This window comes from Aliidiomarina taiwanensis, from assembly GCF_003987015.1.
GTDB lineage: Bacteria > Pseudomonadota > Gammaproteobacteria > Enterobacterales > Alteromonadaceae > Aliidiomarina > Aliidiomarina taiwanensis.
The window spans coordinates 1-26,587 of sequence record NZ_PIPQ01000009.1 but is presented as its reverse complement, the minus strand read 5'-3'; the positions used below and the strand labels follow the sequence as shown (position 1 = coordinate 26,587).

Sequence of the window (26,587 nt, the reverse complement as noted above, 5' to 3'; positions counted from 1 at the left end):
ATTACAAAATAAAGCGGCTTAGGTCTTCGTCTTCTGCAAGCTCATTCAAATGCTCGTTCACATAGGCTTCATCCACCGTCAAGGTGCTGCCGTCGCGGTCAGAAGCTTCAAAGGACACTTCTTCCATAAGCTTTTCAAGCACCGTATGTAAACGACGTGCACCAATGTTTTCCGTCGACTCGTTCACTTGCCACGCAATTTCAGCGATACGGCGAATACCGTCGTCGGTAAACTCCACATTGACGCCTTCAGTTGCCATTAGCGCTTTATATTGCGTGGTTAACGAAGCGTTTGGCTCGGTTAAAATACGCACAAAATCGTCGGAAGTAAGTGCCTTCAGCGACACACGAATAGGCAAACGCCCTTGCAGCTCGGGTATTAAGTCCGACGGCTTCGACATTTGGAAAGCACCCGAAGCAATAAAGAGAATATGGTCGGTGCGTACCATGCCATGCTTGGTACTGACCGTGGTGCCTTCAACAAGCGGTAGCAAGTCGCGCTGCACCCCTTCCCGCGACACATCGCCGCCACCCGTTGTGTCGGCACGGCGACAAATTTTGTCCACTTCGTCGAGAAACACAATGCCGTTTTGCTCGACCGACTCGACTGCTTTTTCTTTAATCTCATCTGGGTTCAAAAGCTTGCCAGCTTCTTCCTCTACCAGTTGCTTATAAGCGTCTTTAATTTTTAGCTTACGTTTTTTGGTTTTGTCGCCCGACACGTTTTGGAACATGCTTTGCAATTGCGACGTCATTTCTTCCATGCCCGGCGGAGCCATTATTTCCACCCCTAAACTCGGCATGGCAATATCAATTTCAATTTCTTTGTCGTCCAGCTTGCCTTCCCGCAGCTTTTTACGGAAGGTTTGGCGCGTGGCGCTTTGTTCTTCACCTTCGCTTTCAGCTTCACTGCCCCAGGTTTTCTTGGCCGGTGGCAGCAAGGTGTCCAGAATACGGTCTTCGGCTGCGTCTTCGGCTAAATGGCGGACACGGGCAATTTCTGTTTGTCGGGTTAATTTGACCGCCGTGTCAGTTAAGTCGCGAATAATCGACTCGACTTCTTTGCCCACATAGCCCACTTCCGTGAATTTCGTTGCTTCCACCTTAATAAAAGGTGCTTTTGCCAACTTCGCTAAGCGGCGGGCAATTTCCGTTTTACCTACCCCAGTGGGGCCTATCATCAGAATATTCTTTGGGGTCACTTCAGGACGTAACTCGTCGCTTAGCTGCATTCGGCGCCAGCGGTTCCGAAGCGCCACAGCAACAGCACGCTTGGCGTCGTCTTGACCAATAATATGGCGGTTTAATTCATCTACAATTTCACGGGGTGTCATATTCGACATAGTTACTCCTGGGCTGGCTTGGCGTCTAATGTTTCAATGGTTTGGTAACCATTGGTATACACACAAATGTCGCCAGCAATGGTTAAGCTTTTCTCGACAATGCTCTCGGCACTCAAGTCGGTGTTTTCTAGTAACGCGCGGGCGGCCGACTGAGCAAAAGCGCCACCTGAACCAATGGCAATTAAGTCGTCTTCCGGCTGCACCACGTCACCGTTACCGGTAATAATTAAGGAAGTGGTTTCATCGGCAACCGCCAGTAATGCTTCAAGTCTGCGCAGCATACGGTCGGTACGCCAGTCTTTGGCAAGCTCTACAGCCGCTTTGGTAAGGTGCCCCTGGTGCTGCTCCAGCTTGGCTTCGAAACGTTCGAAAAGGGTGAAGGCGTCGGCTGTACCACCGGCAAAACCGGCGAGCACTTTGTCTTTATACAGGCGGCGTACCTTGCGGGCATTGCCTTTCATAACTGTATTGCCGAGGGAAACTTGTCCGTCGCCGCCAATGGCAACTTGATCGCCGCGGCGAACAGAAACTATCGTAGTCATAGGGAAGTACTCCTACCTTAGCCTTACGCAGCTAAAGCTTTCAGTGAATCATAGGAGTAGAGATAAGGGCGGGGGATGCATATTTCAATGCTTCCCCCTTAATTTCTCATTCGGTCCAGTTCCAAATTTGGCACCTGTGAATGCCGCCACGAGAAAGCTGATGCACAATGCGTTGTGCTGCCCGTTGGTTTTCGATGGGTCCTAAAATAACCCGGTACCACATACCGGTCTGCCCTTGTGTCGCTCGCACGTCGGCTTCTAAGCCCATAAAGGCTATGCGGGCGCGCATGGAGTCGGCGTCTTCTTGGTTCCGAAAGGAGGCGCATTGAATAAGCCGCGGATGTGACTCAGCACGCTCGGGGACTACCACTTCCACCTTTTTGTTTTCGAGCTCTTCAATATAGCTCCACTCTTCCTTTGGCAGCTCAGGCAAAGCGTCTTGTGCTTGCTGCTGTTGAATGGCTAAGGGCGTTTCTCCTGCGTTGCTTTTTTTCTTCAGCATGGTCAAGCCGCCGGCAAACCCGACAACCACCAACAAGGTTAAAATAACCCGTGGCAAAGACACCGAGCGGTTGGGCTGGTTGCGTACCGCCCCTTTCTTCGGCCTTGCCGCCGCCCGCTTGCGACTTTTGGGAGCCGCCTTGCGCTTTGGCGGCTTCTTTTTTGCGTAATCTACAGCCACGTTTACATTCGCTCTAAGGTTTCAATGCCAAGCAATGACAAGCCTTTTTCAAGTGTGCGCTGGGTAAGGGCCGCTAATTTTAATCGGCTTGCTTTCAGGTTTTCGTCGTCTGCACTTAAAATGGGGCAAGCTTCGTAAAAAGAAGAGAAAGTGCCAGCTAGCTCGAACAAGTAGCCACATAAGTAGTGTGGCATTCCTTTATTACCCACGCTCGCCACCACCTCTGGGAAAAGCGCTAGCTTTTTCGCCAGGGCTTGGTCTTGCTCCGTTGCTAATAGAATAGCCCCGGTAACCGACTCGGGCGTTACGCCAGCACGCTGGAAGACACTTTTCACGCGGGTATTTGCATACAACAAGTACGGCGCTGTGTTGCCGTCAAAGCTCAGCATGGTGTCCCAATCAAACATGTAGTCGCTGGTCCGGTTTTTCGAGAGGTCTGCATACTTCACCGACGCAATACCCACAACACGCGCCACTTCTTTCTGCTCGTCAGGGCTTAATTCCGAGCCTTTACTGACAATGAGGTCAAGGGCTCGGCGCTCTGCTTCGTCCAATAGGTCTGCCAGCTTCGTTACGCCACCATCGCGGCTTTTATAGGGGCGTCCGTCTTTACCAAGCACCATACCAAAACCTAAGTGCTCTAAGCGTATTTCGTCACTCACATAGTTTGCCTTACGGCTCACGGCGAAAATTTGAGAAAAGTGCAATGCTTGGCGCGCATCGGTGACATAAATCATACGGGTCGCGTTCAAAACGTCGTTCCGGTAACGAACAGCTGCAAGGTCTGTGGTTGCATACAAGTAGCCACCGTCTTTCTTTTGCACGATGACAGGCAAAGGCTCACCTTCCTTGCCTTTGAACTCGTCCAGAAACACACACTGGGCGCCTGCGTCTTCAACCAGCAAGCCCTTTTCTTTTAAGTCGTTAATAACCCCTGGCAGATCAGGGTTGTAGGCACTTTCTGCCATCACATCTGCACGGGTTAGCTGCACACCTAAACGGTCATATACTTCCTGGCAGTGGTCCATTGAGGTTTCAATGAATATTTTCCATAGCTTTAAGCAATAGTCGTCACCGCCTTGTAGTTTCACCACCAATTGACGGGCTCGGTCAGCAAAACCTTCTTCATTGTCAAAACGCGCCTTCGCCGCCTTGTAGAAGGTTTCTAAGTCGGCCAACTCTAACGTTTCTGTCGCTTGCTCTTTTAGCTCGTCTTCCATGTGCGCCAATAGCATGCCAAATTGCGTTCCCCAGTCGCCCACATGGTTTTGCGGAATGACCTTATGGCCTTGTAAGCTCAAGGTACGGGCCACTGCGTCACCAATAATAGTAGAGCGCAAATGACCCACATGCATTTCTTTGGCAAGGTTTGGCGACGAGTAGTCAATGACCACAGTGTCGGCTTGTTCCGCTTGTGGCACGCCTAAATGCTTGTCGTTCCACGCCGCTTCTAACTGATCAATTAAGTGGTCTTGGTTTAAGGTAAAATTAATAAAGCCCGGGCCGGCAATGTCGGTTTTGCTGATCAGGTTGTTTTCCGGCAACGCTGCAATAATAGCTTCTGCCAGCGCCCGCGGTGGCTGCTTAGCAGGTTTTGCCAGCATTAATGCGAGGTTGGTTGCAAAGTCGCCATGGCTTTTGTCCCGTGGTCGGTCGAGCGCAATACGCGGTGCAACCTCCGCCGGCAAGGTACCATTTGCAATTAAAGTGTCAATTGCAGTCGAAAGTAAGGCTTCTATTTGTTCTCTCATGGCGCGGGCCATTCCTCGTTTAATTAATGCGTAAATAAAAATTCAAAAATGCTGGTAAAAAAAGCAGTGTCTAGTTTAATCGTTACCGCTCTTAAAAAACACCGTCGATTAAGCAAAATCTTGTGGGTCAATGTCAAGTGACCAACGTGCGTGCCGCGTTTCCGGCAGTTTTTCTAAGGTTGGCAGTAATTGTTGCAGCCATGCATGCAGCGGCGCTCGCTGTTCCGCATGTAATAGCAGCTGAAGCCTATAACGGCCGGCCCGCTTTGCTAAGGGCGCCGGCATAGGCCCTATGACCGTCACATCCGGGTGATGGTTTAAGTAGTTTGCCATGGCTTGCAATACTGCTTCGGCGGCCTGCTGTGACACAGCCTCGGCTCGCAATAGTGCCATGGCCGCAAAAGGCGGCAGTAACGCTTGCTGGCGTTCTTCTAAAGCAGCCACGGCAAAGTCGCGGTAACCATTATTCACTAACTCTTGAATAAGCGGGTGTTCTGGGTGGTGGGTTTGCAACACCACAGTACCCGCTTTATGTTCCCGACCGGCTCGGCCTGCCACCTGCAAATAGAGCTGGGCAAGCCGTTCGGGGGCGCGAAAGTCTGAACTGTACAAGGCCCCGTCTACATCCAATAACGACACCAGAGTCACATGGGGGAAGTGGTGTCCTTTGGCCAGCATTTGCGTGCCAATCAGCAAGGAATACTCGCCATTTGCTGCCGCTTGTAACGCTTTCTCGAGCTGGCCTTTTTTACGTGTACTGTCGCGGTCTATGCGCAGCGACTTATACTCAGGGAAATGTTTGGCTAAAGCTTCTTCTAATTGCTCAGTACCCAGCCCCTGGGAAATAATTTGCGTGCTACCACAAGCACCACATTGATGCGGAATACGCCGCTGCCCCCCACAATGGTGACATTGTAACAGATGCGCCTGCTGGTGTAGCGTCATGTTTGCTTGGCAGCGGTGACACTCTGACACCCAACCACACTCATGACATAGCAAAGCACTGGCATAACCTCGCCGGTTCAGGAACAGCAGTACTTGGTTACCCGCTTCTAAATGCTTGGCCATAGTGGCAAGCAATTGATCGGACAAGCCTTGATGTATGCGTTGCTGCTTTAAGTCAATTACCGCATGTTTTGCTAGCTGCGCTTCGCCTGCCCGTTGGTTCAGCTCCAGCCGTTGGTAACGCCCTGCACGTGCATTCGCCAAAGACTCAAGAGAGGGCGTGGCGGAGCCCAAAATAACACCAAAGCCTTCCTGGTGTGCTCGCTTCACCGCTAAGTCGCGCGCGTTATAGCGAAAGCCGTCTTGCTGCTTAAAGGAGCTGTCATGCTCTTCGTCTAAAATCATTAAACCCAGCTGTTTGCATGGGGTAAAAATGGCCGACCGGGTCCCTATAATAATAGCGGCTCCGCCGTCGCGCGCTTGCAGCCACGACTGCAGCCGTTCACTGTCTGTTAACCCTGAGTGCAGCGACACAATGGGCACATCGAAGCGGCGTTGAAACCGGGCAACGGTTTGCGGTGTTAACCCAATTTCTGGTACCAGCACCATCACTTGCTGGCCGCGAAACAGGACCGTTTCCATGGCCTGTAAGTATACTTCGGTTTTACCACTGCCGGTCACCCCGTCGAGCAACCACACCTTGGGCTCGCCGCGCTCTAAAGGGCCACGCATGGCCGCCACTGCAGTAGCTTGTTCTTCATTGAGGCGCAGCGCGTCGTTGGCTTGGTCGCACTGCCAGCTGGCTTCATGCAACCGCAGCTGTTCTGTTTCTACCCAGCCTTTTTCTATTAAGGTCTTTACTGTTGCTGCGGGTATATCTGCTTCTTTTACGCCTGCCTGGTGCATTGGCCCACGCTGCAACGCAGCCATAAAACGCTGTTGCTGCGGTGCGCGCTTCAGTTCGCTCAATACTTGCTCGCGACCTAAGGCTGTTAGCTGGTAGCGGGTGGTGGTTTCGTAGCGGGGTGGCTGGCCTTTACGCAATAAAGCAGGGGCTGCATGACTTAAAACCTCACCCAAAGGGTGATGATAGTAACGCCCCGCCCATAGCAAGAGCTCCCATAAACTCGCCGGCCATAACGGGTTTGTGTCCAGCACCTCGCGAACGCTTTTTAGCTTCGCCGCCGCTACCTCTGGGGTCACATCGCAGGCCACCACAAACCCCACCAACTGCCGATTCCCAAAAGGCACTTTTACGCGCGCCCCAACCACAGGCATGGGCTGCTCTTCTTTTATCGAGTAATCAAATAGTTGGCGCATTGGAACTGGTAGCGCAACGCGTATATAACGAGGTTTCACGTATATGTGCTCCTGAGCTGAATACCTCTATGCTACCGCCTTCATGCCGTTAAATAAACGCACAAACGAACAAGATGCAACTTGATCCTGGCGCTTAGCTGGTATAATATTCGCGCTCGTTTTATGACAAGGTAGCGATGCTACTTCAACACGTATGGTATTCGCGGAAAGCGCGGATGGCGATGCGGCCCGAAAATAATCGAGGTATTCCCAATGAAAGAAGGTTTACACCCTAAATACGAAGCTATCACAGTTACTTGCTCGTGTGGCCACTCATTCGAAACTCGTTCAACGCGTTGTGAAGACTTCCACATCGACGTATGTTCAGAGTGTCACCCGTTCTACACTGGTAAGCAGAAGAACCTAGACACTGGTGGACGTGTTGACAAGTTCAAGAAGCGTTTCGGCTCTCTTAAGTCTAAGTAAGCCTGCCTTTCTTAGTTTAAGTGCTGGTGCTGTTGCGCCAAGCCAAGAAACAAAAAACGCCGCAATCTTTCAAGGTTGCGGCGTTTTTCTTTGCGTCACTGTTTGTTCGCTATTTTATTGCTTCACAAACTGTGCCGTCCAAGCAAACACATCGTCGTGCTGCTTCATTTCTGCATAGTCCCCTTCTGCGCCTAGCTTTTTCGCTGAAGTGACTAGCTTTTTTATTTGAGTTTCAGTGCGTGAAGCCGCGCTCATATCCTTTAAACGATCAATATGGCCTGTTAACAATTGATACTGAATATTTAATTGGCGCATATTTTCTTTGGCTTTTTCAACCGTGGTTGCCTCAGCTAGCAGGTTTATAACGCGTCGACATACGTCCGTAACCCAAAGCTTTTCTTCTTCTTTTTTGTACTTGTCTTGTACGTACTGCAACAACCACTCAACCGTTCGCCCTATTGCCTGGCCTTCGTTTGTCCCTTGGTATGCACGAGCGTCCATATTGGTCAGTGCTTGCGTTGCGATAGCTAAATAAAGCTCAGCCTGCGCAAATAATGGCGTTTCATGCATAATATGGTGGAGTACTTTTACCCCCACATCTGTCGATTTATGCACAGCCGACTTCTTATGGTGGCCCATCATGACAAAGCGCCCACCCGGCTTTAGTACACGCATAATTTCTGCAAGCACGGCGCTTTCGTCGCCGTATTCAAATGCAAACTGGCTTACCACACAGTCCACAGACGCGTCTTCAAATGGCATCTTGGCCATATCGGTTTCTGGATGAAACTCAATACCGTCGAAGCGCCCTTTAAAAATGTCGTTACTTTCTTCCAGCGCCTTCGGCTTAATTTCAGCCGCATCGACACCATGAATTTGCCAGCTTAGCTTCTGCGCTTTGCTGTAGTCGTTCATTAACACCGCTAAAGCGCCGTTACCTGTACCTATGTCGACAAGCACTGCATTCTTACCTAGCTCTGCTACAGACGTTTCCCAAAACTCTTTAATTTCAGCGCTATAGCCCTCAACCGCAATACCCTCAGAAAAGCTGCTTAGCGAGTTGGTTGAGCGCCAAAATTGGCTCCAATGTTTCATTATTTACTACCACCTAATTTGCACATTCACCGGCCTAGAGCCGTTAACAAAGATGTTACAATACCGAGCTGGGGCGCTTCTCGCAAGTGTTTCTGTTTACTTTGCTCACAGCAATTTAACAGATGCTGGACGGCTTCATTGGTATGATATGTTTTTTCCTAAAAACTACCTACACTATAACCATATACAATACACATTCTTAATGTTGAAGGACGTCCACCTCTTATGACAGACCCTAAAGCCTCATTTAAGCAACAGGCTCTCGATTACCACGAATTTCCCAGTCCTGGCAAAATCAGTGTTGAACTCACAACGGCTGCTGAAAATGCGAAAGACCTTGCTCTAGCTTATAGCCCAGGCGTAGCAGAGCCTGTCCGCGCCATTGCTGAAAACCCAGACGACGCCTACCGCTACACAGCAAAAGGCAACTTAGTGGGTGTGATTAGTAACGGAACCGCCATTTTAGGTTTAGGTAACTTAGGCCCCTTAGCTTCAAAGCCTGTAATGGAAGGTAAAGCCCTGCTGTTTAAACGGTTTGCAGGCATTGACGCCATTGACATCGAAGTAACGCACCGTACTACCCAAGACTTCATAAACACGGTGGCCAATATTGCTGAAACCTTTGGTGGCATTAACCTAGAAGACATTAAAGCCCCTGAGTGCTTTGAAATTGAACAAGCGCTTATTGAACGCTGCGACATCCCAGTGTTCCACGACGACCAACACGGTACGGCCATTGTGACCGCGGCCGGCATGCTCAACGCGCTAGATATTCGCAATAAAGACATTGCCGATGTGAAAATTGTTTGTATGGGCGCAGGCGCAGCGGCCATTGCCTGTATGGAGCTTATTATTAAGTGCGGCGCCCAGCGTGAAAACATTTACATGCTGGACTCGAAAGGGGTTATTCACACCCGCCGAAGCGACCTCAATGAGTACAAGCAGCTGTTTGCTAACAACACCGACAAGCGCACATTGCAAGAAGTAATTAGCGGTGCTGATGTCTTTGTTGGTGTGTCTGGCCCAGACTTACTGACTGCTGATGACCTGCAGCTGATGGCTGAAAACCCGGTCGTGCTGGCTTGCTCCAACCCAGACCCTGAAATTCGCCCTGAAGTTGCAAAAGCCGCACGCAGCGACGTGATTATGGCCACGGGCCGCTCAGACTACCCGAACCAAGTGAACAACGTGCTTTGCTTCCCGTTTATTTTCCGTGGTGCGCTTGACGTTCGCGCGAGTGCCATCAACGACGAAATGAAAATTGCAGCAGTTGAAGCCATTCGTCAATTAGCAAAAGAGCCTGTGCCTGAAAGTGTGCTGGTGTCTGCTGGGGTCGACAAACTTGAGTTTGGTCCAGACTACATTATTCCAAAGCCTCTGGACCCTCGCTTATGCCAACGCATTGCTCGGGCCGTTGCTGAAGCTGCCGTAGAGTCTGGCGTGGCGCGTATCGACTTGCCAGCCAACTACATGGCCGACTAGTCGTCTTTAGGCTCTACCGCAAATTCCTCGAACAGTTCTTCAGGCCCAATTTCAATACCTTGGGCTTGAAGAATTTCTCGCACTTTTTCCGGTACTCGGTACGGGTTGTCTTTTCTTAGGTCGTCGTCGGTCGGCAAAGGTTGACCTGTAAAGGCATGCAAGAAAGCTTCACAAAGTAGTTCGCTATTGGTGGCATGGCGTAAGTTGTTCACCTGCCGGCGCGTCCGTTCATCGGTAAGTACCTTTAGCACACGCAAAGGAATAGACACGGTTATTTTTTTTACCTGCTCTGCCTTCTTGCCATGCTCTGCATACGGGTAAATATATTCGCCATTCCACTTCATGAACCAAACCCCCTGTAAATTTTTTATATTCTAGCGGCATTTAACGCCAATTCGTTATATCTTATGTCTATAAGTATGCCTGACAGATGACCATTTAGCCATCTAAACTTCCATTGCGTAGGCGGTTAAACTATCATGCTTGCAATCCAGAACAATAAGTAGTTGAGTGACCTTATGAGCACAGCCGTTCTTTCTAGTTCAGTCACCCCTGAACGCATTCAAACCATTGCGGATGATGTCCACATTCATAAATTTGGCGGCAGCAGCTTAGCCGATCCTTATTGTTATCGTCGTGTTGCACGTATTGTGACCGAGCATGCGGGTAGTAGCGACCTTATTATCGTGTCGGCTGCAGGCGACACCACCAACCGTATTCTTGCCATTATTGAAGCGCGCCGCGACGACGCTGAGTACGCTGCCAATTTGTTTGCTTCGTTGCAGCGTTTTCAATACAACCTCATTGACGAGCTATTAGCGGGTCGCCAACAAAGCGCCTGCTTAGAGGCTATTGACCAAGACTTTGCTCGCTGGCAACGTTGGCTTATTGGTCAAGAAAACATAGAAACAGCTGAGTTATGCGCCTATGGCGAGCTTTGGTCTGCCCGCTTATTAGCGGCTTTACTTCAGCGCCAAGGCACCCGTGCTGACTATCTTGACGCCCGCAGCTTTTTAACCGCAGACGACGCCGCCGAGCCTGTTATTCACACCGAGCCTTCGCAGCGGGCGTTACTCGAACGTATTGCCCCACACCCTGGCACGCGTTTTATTGTTACCGGCTTTATTTGCGCCGAAGCGGTTACAGGTCGCACCTTGCTGCTTGGTCGTAATGGCAGCGACTACTCTGCAACCTTAATAGGAAGCTTGGTGAACTGCCGTCAAACCACCATTTGGAAAGACGTTTCAGGCGTGTACAGTGCCGACCCGCGGAAAGTAGAACGGGTTGTCAGCCTACCCAGCTTAGACTGGGCGGAAGCTGAAGAGCTCGCTCGCTTGGGTAGCCCTGTGCTGCACCCACGCACCTTTCAGCCTATCGACCGCGAACGCATGATTATTAGCGTGCGCTCGAGCTTAAAAGTAGAGAACCAGCAAACCCGCATTGGCCAATACGACTACACAGAAGCCCGAGGCAAGGTACTCACCTCGCTGCAAGATGTGACCCTATTTAGTATTGGCCTGGAGCATAGCAAGTTACTGCGAGCTTTCGAGCAAACAGGCTTAGAACCTCTTATTGCCTGGACCGCACATGGCCAGCAGCACTTTGCCTTTCACCAAAACCTATTGGCGTATGTACATCAATGGTTTGCCGACCAAAATGCCGCTGACCAATTTAGTGAGGTCAGCGGGTATAGCATGGTGGCGCTGGTGGGTGCCCGCATTAAAGAAGCGGGCCAGTTTGCGGTGCTTAAGCGCGAAGTGGACGAGCAACATTTGCATCACTTTGCGGTAGCAGAAAACAACAACAGTGCCATTGCCATACTGGCGCAGAAACTCGACCACCGCTTTTTAAATCGCTTACATAGCCTGCTATTTAATTTCCGCAAAAGCGTGGGTGTGCTGGTTATTGGGTGTGGCAACATTGGTTCGGAATGGCTGCGTTTATTCAGCCAGCAACGGGACCACTTAAACGAGACCATTGACGTAAAAGTTATGGGAATTGCTAACTCCACTCAATTGTGGCTGGACTACAATGGCGTTGAATTAGGGCATTGGCGTGAAGACTTCCAACGCTTAGCTCGGCCCTATGTATTGAATGAATTGCTTGGCGAGCTGCCCAATGCGCCCTTCGACGAACTGGTGGTGATGGACTTAACCGACTCTGTCGATATTGCCCGCCATTACTCCACCTTTTTTGCCAATGGTCTGCATATTATTAGCGCCAATAAACGTGCCGGTGCAGCACCTGAAGCCATGTACCGTGAAATTCGCACCATTCAGCAAGAATGGGAGCGAGAGTGGCTGTATAACACCACAGTGGGTGCCGGCTTACCACTGAATTATGCCATAACCGACTTAATGCGATCGGGCGACCGCATTCGCAGCATTTCAGGCATTTTCTCAGGTACCTTAAGCTGGCTGTTTGAACATTACGACGAAGGCCTTGAAAGCTTTGCCGACCTCGTTCGCCGGGCGAAAGCAGAAGGCTATACGGAGCCAGATCCACGAGAAGACTTGTCCTGCCGCGACATTGTACGCAAGCTGCTTATTGTGGCCCGCGAAATAGGGGCGAACCTGGACTGGGGCGACATTCACGTGCAAAGCCTGGTGCCTGAGCACTTGGCGGACATTCCTCTGAACGAGTTTATGGAACGACTCGACGAGCTTAATGCGCCGATGGAGCAACTCTGGGCTGAAGCCCGAGCCCAAGGCAAATTACCTCGTTTAATGGCCAGCTTTTCGGTACAAGAAGGGCAAAGCGACGCCCGTGTTGGTGTCGACTTGATGGATAGCTCCGATATGCTGACCAACCTGATTCCAGGCGAAAATATTTTCGTTATATTCAGTGACTGGTATAACGACATGCCACTGGTTATTAGTGGCCCAGGTGCTGGCAAACAAGTGACAGCAGGAGGTGTTCAGTCAGACCTGCACCAGCTACTGTCTCGTCTTGGGCAGCCCACTCAAACCATCTAGTAAAAGGCCTGCATAGAGCAGGCCTTTTTCATCGGCTGTTAGGAGTCGTCGCCCCGGTACCTTTTGTAGGGCAGTACGTTCCACGTACGCTCAGCAAAGTCGTCAGCAGTCAGTGCTTTAGGCATATCCTCTAGCAGCTTCTTGGCTAGGGTTAATTCCCGCTCTACTTCCGCTTTGTCTTGGTACATAAACTCATCGGACGCTGCTTCAGGTGCTTGTGCCAGCTTTTCTTCTAAGTCTGCAATAATACGCTGCTGCTGGCTCCGTAACGTATTTCTGGTGTCTTCTACCCACTTAGGTTGCAGTGCACGGTTGTGGTCAAGCAGGGCGCTATATTCCGCAAATACATCGCTGTATATGTCCGTGGCATGCTCACGCACCTCGCGCGTGGCTAACTCCAAGTCGCGTACATCCAGCGACTCTGGTGCTAAGGGCTCTGCTCGCTTATGACCACCTAAACCCGTGTGGGTTAAATAGAAGGGGTACATGCTTTTAACCACTTTACCCACAGGCAAGGTCGCCGTTCCTTCTTCGTCGACCCCTTTAGGTTGAACCCCTTGCACAGCGGCTAAGGCCGACTCGGGGCGCACCACTTCTTTCGGCGGCATAATGCCATGGCGCAGCATTTCGCGTATCGCCGTGCCAGAAATATTGACCCGCACACTCTCGTCGTGGGGGCAGGTTTGTTCCGTTGCATGGGCTGCGCAGCGGGTACAGTAAAACACCTCGTGGAATAAACGAATGTTTATCCCTAATTCTTCTGGCGTGAACTGGTCAAAAATAGAATGGCTGGCGTATTTGTCGTAAAAGCTGCCAATACCCGCGTGGTCTCGTCCTATCAGCGCATGGGTACAACCGTAGTTTTTCATAATCAGCGCGTGCAAAACCGTTTCGCGGGGACCCGCAAAAATATACGTAACCCGAAGCGGTGAAAGAATCGACCTGTCTTTTGCATAATAGGTGTCGAGCACATTGCGATAAGCCAGCATACGGTATTCATGACGCACATACTCGCGCTTGGCCATTTCCACTAAAGGCTGTAAAAACAGGCCATCCACTTCTTCTAAGGCGTTGCGGTGAATGTATTCGTGCCCTCGGTGCAGTGGGTTTGCGCCGGTAATAAACCCGGCCACTGAGCCAAATTTTTTCTCTTCATAGAAAGTGCGCCAAGTGTCTTTTGGCTCTTGTCGGAGCTTTTCAAACGGCCCCCAGTCCACTCGGTTCAGTAAGTGCAAGGTGCCGCCTAACGCTGTGTTGCCCATGCGACGGTGAATCGAGTCGACGCCTGGGTGTTTTCTGTCGGTGGTACCAAACAAACTTTGCGCGCGGTGTTCTTTGTCATAGGGGAAAATGTCTTCAACGGACAAAATAGCCACCGGCTCATTGTCGACGCCCAACAAAGCCACGTCGTCGCCTTCTTTTAAAGTTTTTATAACGGCTTCGTTCTGTTCACCCGTGGGCGCAAAACTCAGGGGCACAGGCCACACCACCCCATTGGCTAAGCGGCCGTCTTTTAAAACCGACAGGTAGTCCGCTTCATTCATAAAGCCGGTGTTTGGGGAAAGTACGCCCGTGGCTATCATTTCAATGGTAATGACAGCTTCTAAGTCAACTCGAATGCTGGGCAGGGTTGCAGCGCGTTCAATTTCGGCTTGGCGCAGGTGGTCTGGCACCACTTGGTTTACCAGTACGCCGCCATGGGGCTGCTGTGGATATGTTTCAAAGGGTAGTTTGCTTTCAGTATACATCTACAACTCCAGTTCGGTTTACTGTATTAACTGAAATCTAACATACCCTTTTTAAAATAAAAGTGCAGTGCCTTTACTGCTTAAATAGTGGGTCATTCACGTCTTCGAAAATAAGCGGTGCTTGCTGCTCGTCTTCGGTAAACTCCGTGGGTTCGGTCCCCTGAATGAAGTACTCAAACATGCTGCTGTAGTCGGTACGCTGTGAAAGTTGACCTGTTTCTTGGTCTATTCGAGCCGAGGTGATGCCTTCTGGCAAGGGGTACGGGCTGGTGTCGAAGTTTGGTAACACGTCGCGCATATAACGCACCCAAGCTGGTAGCGCCGTGGTACCACCGGCATCGGAGCCGACAATGGCCTGACGTTCTCGGCCAAGGTTACTATTCAAGGTAACGCGGCCTAAGCGGTTTTCCAGGTTGTCGTAACCGACCCAAAAAACCGTGGTACTGCCGCGCATCATGCCGGCAAACCAAGCGTCTTTCACGTCGTTGGTGGTTCCTGTTTTACCCGACATATAGCGCTTGCGTAATGCTTGCGCCCGCCACGCCGTACCGTTCCAACCCGTGTCATGCGCCCACGAACCACCGCCCCATATTGAAGAACGCAACGCGTCACTAATTAAAAACGCAATCTGCTGCGAAATAACCCGTGGCGCTAAAGGCGTTGCATAGGCTTGCTGCTGCTCTTCCGTTAGCTCTTCCTCGGTTACTTGGCCTTCCGCAACGCGCTTTTGTATCGCTTCACATTCTAGGCAGGCATAAACAGGTTCAGCCCGATACACTTCATTGCCTTCGTTGTCTTCAATGTACTCAATAAAATAAGGGTCAACTAAAAAGCCACCATTAGCAAACACGGAAAAAGCCCGAGCCATTTCCATAGGGGTAAAGCTAGCCGAACCGAGAGACAAAGCTTCACTGCGGGTTATGTCGTTTTCAGAAAAGCCAAAGCGCAGAAGGTAGTCGGCCACTGTGTCCACGCCTAAGCTACGAATAAGACGTACCGACACCACGTTTTTCGAGCGCGCTATGGCTTCGCGTAAACGCAAAGGTCCGTCATACACTTCCGGTGAGTTGCGTGGTCGCCAGGCCGAATAAGCACCCGGGTTCCATTGGGTAATAGGCGCGTCGTTGACAAGTGTGGAAAGCGTAAAGCCATTGTCGAGTGCCGACGCATAAATAAATGGCTTAATGGTTGAACCCACCTGACGCTTGGCTTGCATGGCACGGTTGTACTGACTGACATTAAAACTGTACCCGCCCACAATGGTTTGAACGGCGCCGTCGGTTGGATTTAAGCCCACTACCGCAGAGCTGGGTCCTGGCAACTGGGCAAGCCGAAGTTCGCCTTCAACGTCGCGTACCCATATTTGTTCGCCCGCTGCTAGCACTTCATTTGCCCGCTGGGGTGGTCTGCCTTGGCGGTCGTGGTCTAAGAAAGGACGCGCCCAGTCGAGAGCTTCCCACGGTAAAGTTACCTTTTCGCCGCTGCGCAACATCACGTCGGCTGACTGTTCGTGCACTGCAAGCACGACAGCTGCTATGAGTCGACCAAAGCGCGGCTGGCGTTGTAAGTGGTCGCGAATGCTTTGCGTGTCCCAGGGCTGCCCTTGGTGCGCTTGAATGGTTGCTAAAGTCGCTTGATCGATAGCACCGCCGACCTTTAGGCTTTGCACTTCTGCTGGGCTGTAGCCCCACAGCTTCATTACAGCACCCCGGTAGCCATGGCGCTCGTCGTAGTCGTGTAAGTTTTCGCGTAGTGCCCGCTCCGCCGCTTCCTGCTGCTCTGCAGTGACCGTGGTGTACACTTTAAACCCGCTGTTGTACGCCACCTCTTCGCCATAGCGGTTGACCATTTCTTGGCGCACCATTTCTGCCAAGTAGGGCGCACTGACTTCTATTTCAGCCACATGGTACGAGGCCGTTACAGGTGCGTTGTAGGCGGTTTCATATTCTTCTTGAGTAATTGCGCCCGTGTCGAGCATGCGACGCAGCACAATTCGGCGGCGCTGCTTTGCCCGCTCCGGATTGCTAATGGGGTTTAATGCGGAAGGTGCTTGGAACAAGCCGGCAATGGTCGCAAGTTCCGCCAAGGTTAATTCGTCGAGCGTGCGCCCATAATACACCTCGGCAGCGGCAGCCACACCAAAGGACCGGTGCCCTAGCCCAGGCTTGTTCATGTACAGGGTTAAAATTTCTTCTTTGCTCAGAAGCTGTTCTATATGCAGTGCAATAAAGGCTTCCTTTATTTTACGAATCAGTACTTTGTCGCGCGTTAAGAAGAAGTTCCGGGCCACCTGCATGGTAATCGTACTGGCCCCTTCGCGCATTTCACCGGTGGAAAGCACCACACTTAAAGCCCGAAGTACGCCAATAGGGTCAACGCCAAAGTGGTCGTAAAAACGCGCATCCTCCGTGGAAAGAACTGCATCAATAAGATATTGCGGAAGCTCTTCATAGGTAACAGGTATGCGTCGCTGCTCACCAAACTGCGAGATCAGCTTGCCGTCTTTAGTATAAACCTGCATAGGGGTTTGCAGGCGTACATCTCGTAATGTTTCTACGCTCGGCAGGTCCGGCTTTACGTAGAAATACAAGCCGACAATGGTTCCAAGGCCCATTACCCCGAGAGTAAACAAACTAATGGCGAGCCATTTTAACAGTCTTAGCACAAGTTCTTCCGCAATAGCTTAATGAAATCAACAGCATTATAGGTGTTTTTTGAGCTAACTTTAACTGTTATCCAGTTTTTAACACGGGGAGGTTCTAAAATGCTGCTGAAACGAAAACGCGGTGCGGTAGCCATTGCCTTTGTAGTGGGGGAAGCCTGGTTAACGATCGCTGAAGTTGTTATGGCCGCGCGGCAGAGCACTCAGGTAAATATGCTCTGCCAGCGTCCAATTCACACACACAGTAGTATGAGTGTCGCCCAACTCATTAGTTCCCACCTTGTAAAAAAAACAGCAAAAAAGTCGAAATACTTTTTTTCTTCTCGGCCAGTGGTGCTTGTGCAATGGCCTGAACGTTACTATCGCGAACTGACTTTACAACGGCCACCCAAGCTTACATTAACCGGCAATGGGTTGGCAGCCTTGCTCGCCGACGCTGGCTTTAACCCGAAAGAATGGCGCTGGGATGTGCAGGTAAACCAAGGCCACTGTCAGTTCTTACTGATGAAGCTGACTGACTACCATGAAATTTACCACGCACTGCAAGAGCATCGCTGCCCTCCTGACGTGATAGGCTGGACACCACGGCCTGACACCTTGCAGTTCAACTTCTCCCATTCTGGAGCCTGGCCTGATATTGCCGCAACGCAGCAAGCTGTCCATCTGGCTGTACAATACTTCACAGGTCACTGACCATGCTGAACTTAGTGCGTCCTCAGCCCCACGTGCAACAACAAAAGCGTCGTCTGCTACTTACTGGCTTCTGCCTGTTGGCTTTTTTGCTTGGTGTGCGTGTGCTTTTCGCGCAACCAACCACGAAGCCTCACCCCATGGTCATTGCCCCTGTGCAGATTGACCCTTCTTTTAACTTGCAACAGCCACAAAAAGCAGCGCCTGAGCAAGAGCGCAGCAGCCCCTGTGACCTTGCACCGCCTTTGCACGTTCAAGTGCGTGCTGCCCTATGGCATAAAGACCCTGCTCAGGTTCGCCTTAGCAATGCGTCGGGGCACATGGTTGAGCTGACGGCAGGGGAGTCTTTGGCAAACACAGAGTGGACTTTACAGGCCATTCAGAAACACGCGCTAATATGGCGACACGGCTCTTCGGGCTGCCTATTGCAGCACGCCCTGATGACCCACAAATAAGGTGTTTTCTGGGGAAAACGGGTAACTGGTTGCGCCTGCCCCCTTAAATTGCGATAATCCGATGTCTTTTTTTAACAGGCACAGGGGTGGATAGTAGACACTCATCATTTGTGTGTAATCGCGATTCAAAAGAAGTGACGTAATCTAGTTATGGCTGAGAAGCGTAATATATTCCTGGTTGGCCCTATGGGTGCGGGCAAAAGCACCATCGGACGGCAAATTGCCAAAACTCTCCACTTAGACTTTTTCGACTCTGACAACGAAATTGAGCGCCGCACCGGTGCCGATATTAGTTGGGTGTTTGAACTAGAAGGTGAAGAAGGCTTTCGCGCACGTGAAGAGAAAGTTATCGGTGACATTACCGATATGACCGGCATTGTCTTGGCAACCGGTGGCGGCTCGATTATTAGCAGCGAAAACCGCAATCGCTTGTCGGCTCGCGGTATTGTCGTGTATTTAAAAACCACCCTCGACAAGCAAGTAGCACGTACCGAGCGCGACAAAAAGCGTCCGCTTATTGCCAACGCTGAAAACCCTCGTGAAGTGCTCGCTGCATTAGCCAAAGAGCGTGACCCTCTGTATGAGGAAATTGCCGACTTGATCATTGAGACTGACGAGCAAAGTGCTAAAGTAGTGGCAAGCAAAATAGTAGAAAAACTCGGTTTTTAAATTCTTATAGCGCAAGGAGTGCTCGATGAAACAACTTTCTGTTGAACTTGGGCCGCGCAGCTATCCTATTTTTATTGGCCCGGGCCTCCTTGAACAACTCGTGCCGCTTTTGCAACTTCAGCGGCATGTGTTTGTTATTTCCAATCCCACGCTTGCTCCTCTGTATTTAGACCAGGTTTTAACCAGCTTAGGCGAACGTTGCCAAGGGCACTTTTTAATGCCCGACGGCGAACAATACAAAACCCTCGACACCTATGCTCAAGCCCTCGACGCTGTCATGGCCAGCGGTTTGCATCGTGACGGCATCATCCTGGCACTTGGTGGTGGCGTGGTGGGCGACCTCGCAGGCTTTGTAGCAGCCAGTTATCAGCGTGGCGTGTCTTTTATTCAGGTACCTACAACTTTATTGGCGCAAGTGGACTCGTCGGTGGGTGGCAAAACCGCAGTAAACCACCCGCGGGGTAAAAACATGATTGGCGCCTTTCACCAGCCTGAAGGCGTGCTGATTGACACCCGTACCTTGCTCACCTTGCCGGACCGCGAATATCGGGCAGGTCTAGCTGAAGTTATTAAATACGGTGTCATTGACGACGCCGACTTTTTCACCTGGCTAGAACATTCAATGCCTGCACTGTTAGCCCGAGACGAAGCAGCGTTACAGCACGCCATTGCCAGCAGCTGCGCCATTAAAGCGCGTATTGTGGCTGCAGACGAACGCGAGCAAGGTCAGCGCGCCTTATTAAACTTTGGCCATACCTTTGGTCATGTTATTGAAACCCACGAAGGCTATGGCAATTGGCTGCACGGGGAGGCCGTGGCCACTGGCATGATCATTGCTTCCCACTTAGCATACGCTATGCAGTGGTGCACAGCGTCAGAGTTCCGTCGTATTCAGCAACTCATTGCAGCAGCTGGTTTACCCACACAAGCGCCCGCTATACCTTGGGCTGCCTGGGAAGAGAACTTGCACCGTGACAAGAAGGTACAAGGCGGGCAAGTGCGCTTTATTTTGCCAACAGCTATCGGCCAAGCACGTATTACCACAGAGCCTGTTCCCGCTGAGCTATTACAAGCAAGCATTACCTTGGTCACCACGGGCCTCTAATGCCATGTAGCACTGAGAACTGAAGCGATGTTGAGCATCCACGAGGATAGGCCATGAATAACCTTGACCCCGATGTCACACATACACCCTTAGCTGTGCCCGTGCAGGTCATGCCGAGCCAGCAAAAGCTATTAGAGCAGCTGCATTACTTAACCACTTTCCATAACAGCTTGGTTATTCTGGCTGGACCTGAAGGGGCGGGAAAAACCACCCTACTTGAAGTGTTTTTAGAGCAGGCTTCGGACTATGCGAACCTGGCTTATTTATGTGCCACGCCTCAGCTTACAATTGAACAGGTTCGGCAGCGCTTATTTCAGCAAATTGGTACCCTTTCACGCATTCAGCCAAACGCTTCGCTCAGCAAAACCATACGCAGAGCACTGCCCGACGAACCACAACATTTAATGGTGGTCGTAGACGACGCAGACCTACTCACTGCAGATATTGTTCAAGAGCTGCAAGACCTTGTGCTACATAGTCGCTTCACCGGTGGTAAACATCGCATTAGTGTGGTGGTTTCCGGCACGCCCGAGTGGGCTGCACGCCAGCGCGCTGAACTGACCACCTCCACAACCGACAAAGCCGAAATAGTGTTGGTGCCAGAGCTGACCGACCATGAAGCCCTTGTCTTTGCCAAGGCACTGTTACAAGGTCATGAAAAAGGCCGGGCACTGGCCCTCGACCACACCCGCATTCTCTCCACCATTGGCACCAATTTGCTTTTCCCTGGGCTGATTCAAGGTCAGCTGCAAGCCTTGGTCAGTCCCGTTCCTGCGGCACGGTATCATGTGTCCGACGAGCAGGAAGAAGAGCAAAAAATCGAAAAGGCCAATGAGCCAAAAGTGCCACCGGCTGGGAAGCCAGCGTCGGGCTTGAAAACCATTCTCGTGATGAGCCTAGCTGCAATGCTTATCGCTGCGGGTGTAACCGCTTGGTTGCATAAAGACACCTTACTCACAGCCATACAGCCTGCGGACGAACCAGCACCCGAAGAAACGCAAGAAGAAGCAGCGACAACGCCAAGTGAACCCGAAAGCGAGTCGACAATGGCTGACGACTCGCCTGTGGTGATGAGCTACACAGAAGCCTTACCGCGCTTAACCGAAGCAGCAAGAGAATATACGTCGGACAGACAGGTGGAGCTGAAGCTCATTGCTGAAGCCACGCCTACCGAAGAAAACGTCGAAGTGAAGGAACAGCCCGTTGTAGAAAGCCCGCCAAACCCTTGGCTGACCTCCCACGACAATGCCTACTTTATAGCAGCCCCTGCCGACACTGTGGTTCTACAATTAGGCGCAGTCGCTAGCCAAGCAGCACTCAACCGCTTTTTAGGAAACCTCGGCAGCACGCAAGGGCTAAAGGTGTATCATACCTTAAAAAATGAGCGTAGTTGGTATGTGGTAACCACTGGCGAGTATGCTTCCCTAGCGGAGGCGCGTCGGGCCATACCCAACCTTGCTAGCGACCTGCAAGCCCTAGAGCCGTGGGCTAAGCCCATTGCCTGGATTCACCGCGAGTTAGCCGTTGTTATGGAGCAATAAGCCTTTAACTGTAGGCTTTTTTCACGTACACATCGAAACGATGCTTTTTCGTTTTGATTTGGCTCGAAGGCGTTTGCCCCGCAAGAAATGGCGCAGAGGATGGTCGCTTAACCACCACACGGTGGCTGGCCAAAGCAAGTGCCGCAGGCAATAAAGCATCTGCGTCTTCATCGCCCCCCACCAATGCTTGCAGCATTTGCATGTCTTTTTTTACTGCCGCCGTTTTGCCCCGCTCGGGAAACATAGGGTCAAGGTAGACAGCTTGAGGGTGAATAGCTTGCAGCTGGCCGGTTATGGTCTCGCTTTCTATTAAGCTACCACGCGGCAACACCTGAACCCGTTCTTGCACCCAGCCGCCAATGCGTTCGTCTTGTTTCGCGTGGACGACGGCTTGATCTAGCAATGCATGCACTGCTGGATGTCGCTCTAACAAATACACTTGGCAGCCTGCGTGTGCCAGCATCATGCCATCTCGGCCCAGTCCTGCGGTGGCATCAAGCACGGAAGGCCGGAACCCCTTGGCAATGCCTAGCGCGCGCACCACGGCTTCTTGGCGGCCGCCGCCTTGCTGTTGTCGCCAAGCTTGCGGACCATCGGTAAAACTCAAGCGCAGGGGTTGTAAGTCGGTTCGAGTGCGCCAGACCAAAGCCAACCCATCCAAAAATAACTCCAAGTAAAAGGGTTCTTCCTTCAGTTCGTTCGGTAAACCATAGGCCTGGGCTAAGGTACAGGCAGCAGCTGTTAGCTCTGGGCAGTCAGTGACTAAAGGTACACTCATGGTCGCCACTCCATATCTTGATGGGGAATCCCGTCTTCATCGTAAGGCTCGCCTACGTTTTGAAAACCCAGTGAACGATAAAAGTCGAGCAAATAGCACTGGGCGCTAATGGCGATAGTGCGCCCGGGCGCATGCTGATGAATATAGTCCATACTGCGTTGCATCAGTTCTCGCGCCACGCCTTTCCCGCGAGCATTCTCGGTGACCAAAACACGGCCAATACGAGCAACACCTAGATGTTCTGAAGCGTCAAGCCGTAGGCGCGCATAGGCAACGACTTGCTCACCGGCACGACCCAGTACATGAAACCACTCGGCGTCTGTGTCGTCTATGTCGCTATACGGGCAGTTTTGCTCCACGACAAACACCTCTTGCCGCACACGCAGCACCTGATAAAGCTCGGTGCGGGTCAGTTCAGAAAAAGGCTTTATACACCACGAAAGGGTCATTCAGTTTCCTCGCCTGTGTCTGCCGTCGGCGCCACTAGTCCGCCCGGTGGAAAATACGCTAATAATTCAGCCACTTTGCGACGGGTCGAGCCATTTTGGCTAATAAAGCGACTGACTTGCAGGCTCGTTAGCTCAGCACCTTGGTATAAGTGACGCGCTTCCACTGTGTCATGGTTAGAAAGTAGCACAGGAATTTGCCGATTGCGTGATAAATGCAATGCTTTTTGTGCCAGCAGTATTTGTTCGTCGAAGCTAAACCCGCGTGCTGCGTAGCTCGTAAAGTTAGCTGTCGGCGTTAAGGGTAAATAGGGCGGGTCACAATACACCACGTTCCCTCTACGTGCACGGCGGAAGCTATGCTCGAAAGACTCACAGGTAAACGTGGCTTTACGCGACTTTTCAGCAAAGAATTCCAGCTCGGCCTCTGGAAAATAGGGCTTTTTATAGCGCCCAAACGGCACATTGAATCCCCCACTGGCATTGTAGCGGCACAAGCCGTTGTAGCCATGGCGGTTTAAGTACAAAAACAACAGCGACCGCTCGTAAATGTCACGACTGGCGTTAAATTGTGCACGCAAAGCGTAAAAAGCATCCGGAGTGTTTGTTTCAGGCACAAATAAGCTGCGTGCGTCGCGAATGTAACTGCGAGGTCGCCGCTTTAAGGTACGGTATAAGTTAATAAGATCTGGGTTAATGTCGTTTAGCAGGTACTTGTCGTAGTCCGTGTTCAAAAACACAGAGCCTGCACCCACAAAGGGCTCGATTAGCTTTTCGCCCGGTGGTAAAACGCGACGAATTGCATCGGCAAGGGTAAATTTGCCCCCAGCCCACTTCAGAAATGCGCGTTGTTTTTTCATGCCACCATCTAAATTACTCGTTTGCGTTGATTGTATCGTGTTTTTCCACACAACGATATTCTTGGTTACACCGAAAGCTTCAGGTAGTATTGTGCGTTATTCGTTTGTTAAAATATTACAAAGGCCTTTCGAACATGAAAGCATTTAAAGTTCCTCATACGCTCACTTTACTCTTTGGCATGATGATTGTCGCCCTCATTGCGACCTGGATTGTGCCACAAGGTTTCTTTGAAACCTTTGTTAACGACGCCGGCCGTAACGTGGTGGTGCCAAACACCTTCGAACTGACCGGTGAACGTCAGTTTCTTACGCCATGGGATTTATTAACAGCCATTCCTCGCGCCTTTGCTGCCGCACAAGACATTATATTCTTTGTCTTTATTGTTGGCGGTGTACTGGCTATAGCGCGCAAAACCGGCACCGTTGACGCCCTTATCGGCAACTTGCTCAACAAGCACCGCGACACTCCTGAAAAGCTTATTTTCATGGTTATCTTTTTCTTTGCACTTGCTTCAAGCGCTATCGGCACCGCCGGTGAGTACATACCGTTTGTACTTATTTTGGTGGCTTTGTGTAAAGCCATGAAGCTCGACAGCATGACCGCTGTCGGCATGACAGTCGCTGGCTACGGTGTGGGCTACGGCCTTTCTGCGTTTAACCCGTTCACGGTTCTTATTGCTCAGGGTATTGCAGAAATTCCACCTTACTCGGGCCTGTGGCTTCGCTTGGTTATTTTCATTCCTTTCTCGCTCATTGCCTTCCACCATGTTTGGAGCTACGCAAAGAAAGTAAAAGCGGACCCGTCCACCTCTTTGGTTGCAGACATTCCTTGCCCACTTGACGGTCAAGAGCAAGCCGAATACCCAACACTGAACGGTCGTCACCGCCTTATTCTAGCAACCTTCTTAGGTACGGTTGGCTTTGCTATTTGGGGTATTTCACAGCACGGCTGGTACTTATACGAGCTAGGTGCCTGCTTTGTTGGCTGGGGCTTACTCATTACTGTACTGGGTCGCTTAAGCTTCGACGAGGCCTCGGACAGCTTTATTGAAGGGGTGAAAGACCTCACCAGCACCGCTGTACTCATTGGTGTTGCCCGTGGTATCGCATTAATTCTTGAAGACGGCCAAATTCTGCACAGCATTGTGAATGGCCTTGCCATGCCATTGAGCCATATTCCAGCCGCTCTGTCTGCGGTGGGCATGCTGCTTATACAAACCATTTTGAACCTGTTTGTGCCTTCTGGCTCTGGTCAAGCATTCGTGACCATGCCGCTGATGGCGCCACTGAGTGACATTGTTGGCATCCCTCGCCAAGTGGCTGTATTAGCTTACCAATTTGGTGACGGTTTCTCGAATATGATTGTACCAACCAACGCGGTTCTTATGGGTATTATTGGTATTGCCGGCGTGCCATACGACCGCTGGTTTAAGTTCTGTATGCCACTTCTTGCTAAAATCATGCTGGCTTGCGCCGTAGTGCTTGTTTTAGCGGTTATCTTTGGTTATGGCGCAGACTTGCAAGAGCCCGTGCAAGCCGCTGTGCATATAATGGACAATGTTCGCTTAAGCTAATTGGCTTCTTGCATTCGTAGTACACTCCAAAGCGCCTGGCCAAATACCGCTAGGCGTTTTTTTATACAAACACTTTATCCCCTTCTGGTATCATAACGCTCTTTGTCTTCATGAGTTTTATTATGCCGCATCCTGCTTCTGCACAGTTACACTACGACGTTATTATTATTGGCGCTGGAGCAGCCGGGCTGATGTGTGCCGCCACCGCAGGGTACCAGGGTAAACGGGTGTTATTGCTCGACCATGCCAAACAAGCAGGAAAGAAAATACTCATTTCTGGTGGTGGCCGTTCCAATTTCACCAATATGTACACCACCCCTGAAAATTACATTTCACAAAACCCCCATTTTTGTAAGTCGGCCTTAAACCGGTATACCCAGTGGGACTTTATGGCCCTTGTGGACAAACATAAAATTCCTTGGCATGAAAAAACACTTGGCCAACTGTTTTGCGATAACAGCGCCAAAGACTTGGTGCGCATGCTCTTAAAAGAATGCGAGCTTGCTGGTGCCAAGGTGCAGTTACGTACTGAAATATTCAATGTAACTTACACCAACGATCAATATGCACTCGAAACGTCTCAAGGAGACTACACCTCCAGTAAGCTTGTTATCGCCACCGGCGGGCTTTCCATGCCCCGGTTAGGTGCAACCCCGTTTGGTTATAGAATTGCCGAACAGTTTGGTCACACTATTGAACCCGTGCGCGCAGGCTTAGTGCCTTTTACCCTACATGATCAAGACAAAGAACAATTCGCAGAGCTGGCTGGCTTGTCGCTCGACGTGGTTGCAGAAAATACGCGCATAAGCTTCCCAGAGGCCATGTTATTTACCCACCGCGGTTTAAGTGGGCCTGCTATGCTACAAATATCGTCTTATTGGTTCCCTGGCGAAACCTTCAATGTGAATTTAAGGCCTGGCACAGATGTACTGACAGAGCTGCAAAACACACGTAAGCAGCGGCCCAAATTAGGGCTGCACGGTTTAATGCAACAGTGGTTTCCGAAGCGGCTTGCGTTCACCTTGTGTCAACAAAACGCATGGGCAAATAAAAACCTGGCCGACTACAGCAATGCAGAGTTTGAACAAATAGCCCGCACCATTGAAACGTGGCAAGTAAAACCAAATGGCACCGAAGGTTACCGCACAGCAGAAGTCACCTTAGGCGGCGTTAATGTAAACGAAGTGAGTTCGAAAACCATGGAAAGCAAACTGCAACCAGAGCTCTATTTCATTGGCGAAGTGCTCGACGTGACCGGCTGGCTTGGCGGTTATAACTTCCAATGGGCATGGAGCTCAGGCTGGGTCGCAGGCAAGGCTGTCTAATCCGCATATGTAATCCCCCCGAAAAATAAACGGGGTCAAAAGTAGAATTTTCTCGTAAACTAAAACGCAGGAGATTCTGCATGAAAACATCAAAATTTACAGACAGCCAAATCATGGCGATTTTGAAGCAAAACG

The 26,587-nt window shown here is 50.9% G+C and carries 22 protein-coding genes; 10 read left to right on the top strand and 12 right to left on the bottom strand.

What is annotated here, in order from left to right; genetic code table 11:
• Window position 1: 1 nt before the first annotated feature.
• From hslU to priA, 5 genes are all read right to left on the bottom strand, one after another.
• Entirely contained in the window at window positions 2-1,342 is a 1,341-nt protein-coding gene (gene hslU, locus CWE15_RS10635; RefSeq protein WP_126758072.1) for an ATP-dependent protease ATPase subunit HslU, read from the bottom strand.
• A gap of 2 nt (window positions 1,343-1,344) precedes the next feature.
• Window positions 1,345-1,884: an ATP-dependent protease subunit HslV gene (hslV, locus tag CWE15_RS10630; RefSeq protein WP_126758071.1), complete on the bottom strand. Its 540-nt coding sequence runs from the start codon at window positions 1,882-1,884 to the stop codon at window positions 1,345-1,347.
• Between the two features lie 106 nt (window positions 1,885-1,990).
• Window positions 1,991-2,566 (bottom strand): SPOR domain-containing protein, encoded by a 576-nt coding sequence (locus CWE15_RS10625; RefSeq protein ID WP_126758070.1) that lies wholly within the window; start codon window positions 2,564-2,566, stop codon window positions 1,991-1,993.
• 2 nt (window positions 2,567-2,568) lie between these two features.
• Window positions 2,569-4,317 (bottom strand): arginine--tRNA ligase, encoded by a 1,749-nt coding sequence (gene argS / locus CWE15_RS10620; protein ID WP_126758069.1) that lies wholly within the window; start codon window positions 4,315-4,317, stop codon window positions 2,569-2,571.
• A gap of 108 nt (window positions 4,318-4,425) precedes the next feature.
• Entirely contained in the window at window positions 4,426-6,621 is a 2,196-nt protein-coding gene (gene priA / locus CWE15_RS10615; protein ID WP_126758068.1) for a primosomal protein N', read from the bottom strand.
• Window positions 6,622-6,834: 213 nt separating this feature from the next.
• Between priA and rpmE the strand changes: the two genes are divergently transcribed.
• Window positions 6,835-7,047, top strand: coding sequence for a 50S ribosomal protein L31 (rpmE, locus tag CWE15_RS10610; protein ID WP_126758067.1), 213 nt, complete (start codon window positions 6,835-6,837; stop codon window positions 7,045-7,047).
• 114 nt (window positions 7,048-7,161) lie between these two features.
• On the opposite strand, the gene CWE15_RS10605 is transcribed toward rpmE, so the two are convergent.
• Window positions 7,162-8,142 (bottom strand): class I SAM-dependent methyltransferase, encoded by a 981-nt coding sequence (locus CWE15_RS10605; protein WP_126758066.1) that lies wholly within the window; start codon window positions 8,140-8,142, stop codon window positions 7,162-7,164.
• 225 nt (window positions 8,143-8,367) lie between these two features.
• On the opposite strand from CWE15_RS10605, the gene CWE15_RS10600 reads away from it, so the two are divergent.
• Window positions 8,368-9,624: a malic enzyme-like NAD(P)-binding protein gene (locus tag CWE15_RS10600; protein WP_126758065.1), complete on the top strand. Its 1,257-nt coding sequence runs from the start codon at window positions 8,368-8,370 to the stop codon at window positions 9,622-9,624.
• Here CWE15_RS10600 and metJ read toward each other — a convergent pair.
• Window positions 9,621-9,968 carry a met regulon transcriptional regulator MetJ gene (gene metJ / locus CWE15_RS10595; RefSeq protein WP_126758064.1) on the bottom strand — a complete coding sequence of 116 codons (348 nt, stop codon included), beginning with the start codon at window positions 9,966-9,968 and terminating at the stop codon, window positions 9,621-9,623. The two genes, CWE15_RS10600 and metJ, sit on opposite strands and share 4 nt — an antisense overlap.
• Window positions 9,969-10,142: 174 nt before the next feature.
• On the opposite strand from metJ, the gene metL reads away from it, so the two are divergent.
• Window positions 10,143-12,599, top strand: coding sequence for a bifunctional aspartate kinase/homoserine dehydrogenase II (metL, locus tag CWE15_RS10590; RefSeq protein WP_126758063.1), 2,457 nt, complete (start codon window positions 10,143-10,145; stop codon window positions 12,597-12,599).
• Window positions 12,600-12,637: 38 nt separating this feature from the next.
• On the opposite strand, the gene CWE15_RS10585 is transcribed toward metL, so the two are convergent.
• Window positions 12,638-14,347 (bottom strand): sulfate adenylyltransferase, encoded by a 1,710-nt coding sequence (locus CWE15_RS10585; protein WP_126758062.1) that lies wholly within the window; start codon window positions 14,345-14,347, stop codon window positions 12,638-12,640.
• A 73-nt stretch (window positions 14,348-14,420) separates the two neighbouring features.
• Window positions 14,421-16,961: a penicillin-binding protein 1A gene (locus tag CWE15_RS10580; RefSeq protein ID WP_126758111.1), complete on the bottom strand. Its 2,541-nt coding sequence runs from the start codon at window positions 16,959-16,961 to the stop codon at window positions 14,421-14,423.
• Window positions 16,962-17,111: 150 nt separating this feature from the next.
• Here CWE15_RS10580 and CWE15_RS10575 point away from each other — a divergent pair, with 150 nt between their 5' ends.
• The 5 genes from CWE15_RS10575 (at window position 17,112) to CWE15_RS10555 (ending at window position 21,469) form a co-directional block, all read left to right on the top strand.
• Entirely contained in the window at window positions 17,112-17,702 is a 591-nt protein-coding gene (locus tag CWE15_RS10575) for a hypothetical protein (RefSeq protein WP_126758061.1), read from the top strand.
• Window positions 17,703-17,704: 2 nt separating this feature from the next.
• Window positions 17,705-18,154, top strand: coding sequence for a hypothetical protein (locus CWE15_RS10570; RefSeq protein ID WP_126758060.1), 450 nt, complete (start codon window positions 17,705-17,707; stop codon window positions 18,152-18,154).
• 150 nt (window positions 18,155-18,304) lie between these two features.
• On the top strand, window positions 18,305-18,823 hold the full coding sequence (aroK, locus tag CWE15_RS10565; protein ID WP_126758059.1) for a shikimate kinase AroK: 519 nt from the start codon (window positions 18,305-18,307) through the stop codon (window positions 18,821-18,823).
• Between the two features lie 25 nt (window positions 18,824-18,848).
• Entirely contained in the window at window positions 18,849-19,928 is a 1,080-nt protein-coding gene (gene aroB, locus CWE15_RS10560) for a 3-dehydroquinate synthase (RefSeq protein WP_126758058.1), read from the top strand.
• A 53-nt stretch (window positions 19,929-19,981) separates the two neighbouring features.
• Complete coding sequence (locus tag CWE15_RS10555) at window positions 19,982-21,469, top strand: AAA family ATPase (protein ID WP_126758057.1); 1,488 nt, start codon at window positions 19,982-19,984, stop codon at window positions 21,467-21,469.
• A gap of 4 nt (window positions 21,470-21,473) precedes the next feature.
• Here CWE15_RS10555 and CWE15_RS10550 read toward each other — a convergent pair whose 3' ends face one another.
• Genes CWE15_RS10550 through CWE15_RS10540 form a run of 3 tightly spaced genes read right to left on the bottom strand, consistent with a single transcriptional unit; the run spans window position 21,474 to window position 23,553 of the window.
• On the bottom strand, window positions 21,474-22,247 hold the full coding sequence (locus CWE15_RS10550) for a class I SAM-dependent methyltransferase (protein ID WP_126758056.1): 774 nt from the start codon (window positions 22,245-22,247) through the stop codon (window positions 21,474-21,476).
• Window positions 22,244-22,696 (bottom strand): GNAT family N-acetyltransferase, encoded by a 453-nt coding sequence (locus CWE15_RS10545; RefSeq protein ID WP_126758055.1) that lies wholly within the window; start codon window positions 22,694-22,696, stop codon window positions 22,244-22,246. Before CWE15_RS10545 ends, CWE15_RS10550 begins: the two co-directional genes overlap by 4 nt.
• Window positions 22,693-23,553 (bottom strand): Dam family site-specific DNA-(adenine-N6)-methyltransferase, encoded by an 861-nt coding sequence (locus tag CWE15_RS10540; protein ID WP_126758054.1) that lies wholly within the window; start codon window positions 23,551-23,553, stop codon window positions 22,693-22,695. The genes CWE15_RS10545 and CWE15_RS10540 overlap by 4 nt, the downstream gene beginning before the upstream one ends.
• Window positions 23,554-23,687: 134 nt before the next feature.
• On the opposite strand from CWE15_RS10540, the gene CWE15_RS10535 reads away from it, so the two are divergent.
• Window positions 23,688-25,127 carry a YfcC family protein gene (locus CWE15_RS10535; RefSeq protein WP_126758053.1) on the top strand — a complete coding sequence of 480 codons (1,440 nt, stop codon included), beginning with the start codon at window positions 23,688-23,690 and terminating at the stop codon, window positions 25,125-25,127.
• Between the two features lie 122 nt (window positions 25,128-25,249).
• The gene (locus CWE15_RS10530; protein WP_126758052.1) at window positions 25,250-26,452 is read left to right on the top strand and encodes a BaiN/RdsA family NAD(P)/FAD-dependent oxidoreductase; all 1,203 of its coding nucleotides are present in this window, start codon (window positions 25,250-25,252) and stop codon (window positions 26,450-26,452) included.
• Window positions 26,453-26,587 lie beyond the last annotated feature (135 nt).

What these genes read in the sequence shown, in the direction of transcription:
- hslU (WP_126758072.1), bottom strand. Translation starts at nt 1,342, where the DNA reads ATGTCGAATATGACACCCCGTGAAATTGTAGATGAATTAAACCGCCAT.
- hslV (WP_126758071.1), bottom strand. Translation starts at nt 1,884, where the DNA reads ATGACTACGATAGTTTCTGTTCGCCGCGGCGATCAAGTTGCCATTGGC.
- argS (WP_126758069.1), bottom strand. Translation starts at nt 4,317, where the DNA reads ATGAGAGAACAAATAGAAGCCTTACTTTCGACTGCAATTGACACTTTA.
- rpmE (WP_126758067.1), top strand. Translation starts at nt 6,835, where the DNA reads ATGAAAGAAGGTTTACACCCTAAATACGAAGCTATCACAGTTACTTGC.
- CWE15_RS10605 (WP_126758066.1), bottom strand. Translation starts at nt 8,142, where the DNA reads ATGAAACATTGGAGCCAATTTTGGCGCTCAACCAACTCGCTAAGCAGC.
- CWE15_RS10600 (WP_126758065.1), top strand. Translation starts at nt 8,368, where the DNA reads ATGACAGACCCTAAAGCCTCATTTAAGCAACAGGCTCTCGATTACCAC.
- metJ (WP_126758064.1), bottom strand. Translation starts at nt 9,968, where the DNA reads ATGAAGTGGAATGGCGAATATATTTACCCGTATGCAGAGCATGGCAAG.
- metL (WP_126758063.1), top strand. Translation starts at nt 10,143, where the DNA reads ATGAGCACAGCCGTTCTTTCTAGTTCAGTCACCCCTGAACGCATTCAA.
- CWE15_RS10585 (WP_126758062.1), bottom strand. Translation starts at nt 14,347, where the DNA reads ATGTATACTGAAAGCAAACTACCCTTTGAAACATATCCACAGCAGCCC.
- CWE15_RS10580 (WP_126758111.1), bottom strand. Translation starts at nt 16,961, where the DNA reads ATGGGCCTTGGAACCATTGTCGGCTTGTATTTCTACGTAAAGCCGGAC.
- CWE15_RS10575 (WP_126758061.1), top strand. Translation starts at nt 17,112, where the DNA reads ATGCTGCTGAAACGAAAACGCGGTGCGGTAGCCATTGCCTTTGTAGTG.
- CWE15_RS10570 (WP_126758060.1), top strand. Translation starts at nt 17,705, where the DNA reads ATGCTGAACTTAGTGCGTCCTCAGCCCCACGTGCAACAACAAAAGCGT.
- aroK (WP_126758059.1), top strand. Translation starts at nt 18,305, where the DNA reads ATGGCTGAGAAGCGTAATATATTCCTGGTTGGCCCTATGGGTGCGGGC.
- aroB (WP_126758058.1), top strand. Translation starts at nt 18,849, where the DNA reads ATGAAACAACTTTCTGTTGAACTTGGGCCGCGCAGCTATCCTATTTTT.
- CWE15_RS10555 (WP_126758057.1), top strand. Translation starts at nt 19,982, where the DNA reads ATGAATAACCTTGACCCCGATGTCACACATACACCCTTAGCTGTGCCC.
- CWE15_RS10550 (WP_126758056.1), bottom strand. Translation starts at nt 22,247, where the DNA reads ATGAGTGTACCTTTAGTCACTGACTGCCCAGAGCTAACAGCTGCTGCC.
- CWE15_RS10545 (WP_126758055.1), bottom strand. Translation starts at nt 22,696, where the DNA reads ATGACCCTTTCGTGGTGTATAAAGCCTTTTTCTGAACTGACCCGCACC.
- CWE15_RS10540 (WP_126758054.1), bottom strand. Translation starts at nt 23,553, where the DNA reads ATGAAAAAACAACGCGCATTTCTGAAGTGGGCTGGGGGCAAATTTACC.
- CWE15_RS10535 (WP_126758053.1), top strand. Translation starts at nt 23,688, where the DNA reads ATGAAAGCATTTAAAGTTCCTCATACGCTCACTTTACTCTTTGGCATG.
- CWE15_RS10530 (WP_126758052.1), top strand. Translation starts at nt 25,250, where the DNA reads ATGCCGCATCCTGCTTCTGCACAGTTACACTACGACGTTATTATTATT.